Consider the following 2894-nt stretch of genomic DNA (forward strand, 5'->3'; position numbering starts at 1 on the left):
GGCTACGCTGACGGTAGTGTGCCGAAGCGATGCGAGCGCCGTGAATGTCAGCTACCAACTGATGACTGATACTGCCGGCTATGGCGAACAAGGCATGGCGGGCAGTAATGGCGAGGCCAGCTATCAGCTGTACACCGATGGCAGTTATCGACAGCTCTGGGGCGATACTTCCAGCAGCGCGATTTCCGACAGTTATGCATTGGCGGCTAATAGCACGCTAAGCCGTGTTTACACGGTGTATGCACGCATGCAGCCCGGCCGGCGGGTGGGCCCAGGTCAATACCTGGCAATCCGTGGAGTGCGCCTGGTTTATTGACGCTCCCGCCGGTTATTTAAATGCCAGACTAAATCGACAGATGTAAAATTCGGTCACCTGGATTGGGTTCAGGCGGGCGGCGTTTGTTCACGGTCAGCTCACCGATGTTGATTAGCTGCGTTCGTATCACGTTGCGGCTCAGGCCCAATAAATTAGCGGTATGCACTTGGTTGTAATGGCAGAAACGATAGGCCGCACGCAGCAGGGTGTGTTCGACCTTTTCATGGAGGGCACCGGCAGACTCCTCAAACAGCTTCTGAAACGCGCGCTCCAGCAGCGCCTCGCAGGATTGATCGACGGCCGGGAGTTCGTCCTGACGTTCGATGCGCATGTTGGACATGCGCAGGTCGTCGCTCTGAATAACCCCGTCGCGGCAAATCAGCAGCGTGTGGTGGATGACGTTTTCAAGCTCGCGGATATTACCCGGCCAGCCATAGGTGCGCAGTTTATGCTCGGCCTCGCCACTAAGACTTACCTGGCCATAGCCCAGTCGTCGGCTGTAGGAATCGATAAAATGCAGGGTCAGCGGCAGGATATCGCCGGGGCGTTCGCGTAACGGCGTCAGTTCCAGGCTGACGACGTCAAGCCGGTAGAACAGGTCCTCGCGAAAGTGTCCCGCATTGATGGCCTTCTCCAGCTGGACGTTGGTCGCCGCCAGCACCCGCACATCGATGGGAATACTTTTGCGCGAGCCCAATCGCACCACCTCTCGCTCTTGCAACACGCGCAGCAGCTTGACCTGAATCGGCATCGGCAGATCGCCGATTTCATCGAGGAACAGCGTGCCGCCATTGGCCTCTTCGAACCAGCCAGCCTTGGCGCTCAGGGCGCCAGTGAACGCTCCCTTTTCATGGCCAAACAACTCGGCTTCCACCAGGGCTTCGGAGAAAGCGCCACAGTTGACCGCGACGAAAGGACGAGCACTGCGCGCACTGAGGTTGTGGATATGGCGTGCCACCAGTTCCTTGCCGGTACCGGTTTCGCCAATGATCAGCACGCTGGCTTCACTGGGCGCGACTTGTTGAATGTGCGCGAGTAGCGCTTTTGATTTCGGGTCCTCAAACACCTGCGCGGTGGCGCGAATCGAGGTGGCGAGGGCAGGAGACGGCGGTAAGGTGAGCAGTTGCATGGCGATCCACTATGAGTAGAAGGTCGGGATGGGTAGGGCACCGTTCAGTGCCCAGTCGCCCAATTCATGGAGCTTGTAATCCAGTGGGTCATGCAGGCTCTGAGTGCGCAGGTTGCGCCAATGCCTGTCGAGGGCCACGGAGGCGTGGGTGGCACGCGCCCCGGTGACCTCGAAGACCTTGCTACACAACTCAAGGCCATTGCGACTTGCGGCTACCTTGGCCGTGGCGATGGCCACCGCGACCTGACCACGTTCTTCGCTGCTCAATGCCGGACCTTTGGCCCACGCCCGGTCCAGCGCTTCGCCCGCGTGCTCGACCAGCAGCCTGGTGCTTTGCAGGCCGACCCAGAACTCACCGTAGTGATTGAGCACATAAGGGTCCTGGCCGATCTGCGCCGCATTGGACTTGAACCAAGGGCGGGCCTCCTCAAGGGTGTATTTACGCGCCTCTTCGAAAGCGCCTTCGGCAATGCCCAAGAAGATGTTGGCAAAATGTAGCTGCGCAATCAGCGGACGCAAGCAGGCGAACGGCGTGCTCAGAGGGCCTGGGTCCAGTAGCAGATCGGACTCCTCCACCCGCACCCGTTCGAACGTTGCGCTGCCGCTGTCTGTCTGGCGCTGGCCCATGTTGTTCCAGTCGCCATGCAGGGTGATCCCGGTACGGCCGCTGGGGATTGCAGCGATCAGCAACTTGCCGCCGGCCGCATCATCGACTGCGGACGCAATGAGCATCTCCGAGTCTGTGGCACCTGAGCAGAAACTTTTTTTGCCGGAAAACTCGCGCCAGCCGTTGTGCCCCCTGACCACCGTGCGCGTGTCCAACGGGTTCAAGGCATTACCCCAAAACCAGTTCTTGCGGGCTGTCAGTTCAAACCACGGCTGCCACTGTGCGGGCGTGGCGAACAGCCTCACGGTTGCGAGCATCAGGTGATGGAAGCCAAATACATGGGCGATGGAGCTGTCGACCCGAGCAAACTCACGCACCACCTCAAACGTTTCGCTCCAGCGGGCGTCCAGCCCGCCGAATTGGCTGGGGATACTCAATGCCAGTAAACCGCTTGCACGCAGGGCGTCTCGTTCGGTCTTGGGAGTACCGCCACGTTGATCCCGTTCGACAGCGGTGTGAGCAAATTCGGCCGCCAGTTCGCGGGCAATATCCAATGGCGCCACTTGGGTTTTTTGCAACTTGGCAGTCACGCGTTATTACCTCCATTCTTAAGCGGCACGGTCCGGCAGATGGCCGCGTTTCTGTAGGCGCTGCCGAAGGCTGCGATAAAGCCGTAAATCGGTTCTCGATTGATCGCAGCCTTCGACAGCGCCTACAGCGTCAGGCTTTGGCCTTGGTCGGCAATACATCGTTGGCGATCATCTCGCCGAACGGCCCGGTCAGGTTGGTGATGCCGTGTCCGGCCAGGCCGGCGTAGGGCTCCGGCAACAAGGGGAACACCA

The 2894-nt window shown here is 59.7% G+C and carries 3 protein-coding genes and 1 pseudogene; 1 reads left to right on the plus strand and 3 read right to left on the minus strand.

The genetic code is table 11. The features are described 5' to 3' along the window. A partial coding sequence (locus tag M0974_RS08655; RefSeq protein ID WP_297835367.1) for a spore coat protein U domain-containing protein occupies positions 1 to 316 on the plus strand: 316 nt, incomplete at its 5' end. A 28-nt stretch (positions 317 to 344) separates the two neighbouring features. On the opposite strand, the gene M0974_RS08660 is transcribed toward M0974_RS08655, so the two are convergent. From M0974_RS08660 to M0974_RS08670, 3 genes and pseudogenes are all read right to left on the minus strand, one after another. Next, positions 345 to 1445, minus strand: a complete 1101-nt coding sequence (locus tag M0974_RS08660; protein ID WP_297835369.1) for a sigma-54-dependent Fis family transcriptional regulator — start codon at positions 1443 to 1445, stop codon at positions 345 to 347. Positions 1446 to 1454: 9 nt separating this feature from the next. After that, on the minus strand, positions 1455 to 2642 hold the full coding sequence (locus tag M0974_RS08665; RefSeq protein WP_297835371.1) for an acyl-CoA dehydrogenase family protein: 1188 nt from the start codon (positions 2640 to 2642) through the stop codon (positions 1455 to 1457). A gap of 130 nt (positions 2643 to 2772) precedes the next feature. Next, positions 2773 to 2894: pseudogene (locus tag M0974_RS08670) on the minus strand (alkanesulfonate monooxygenase); the annotation flags it as partial.

This window comes from Pseudomonas sp., from assembly GCF_026224925.1.
Taxonomy (GTDB): Bacteria; Pseudomonadota; Gammaproteobacteria; order Pseudomonadales; family Pseudomonadaceae; genus Aquipseudomonas.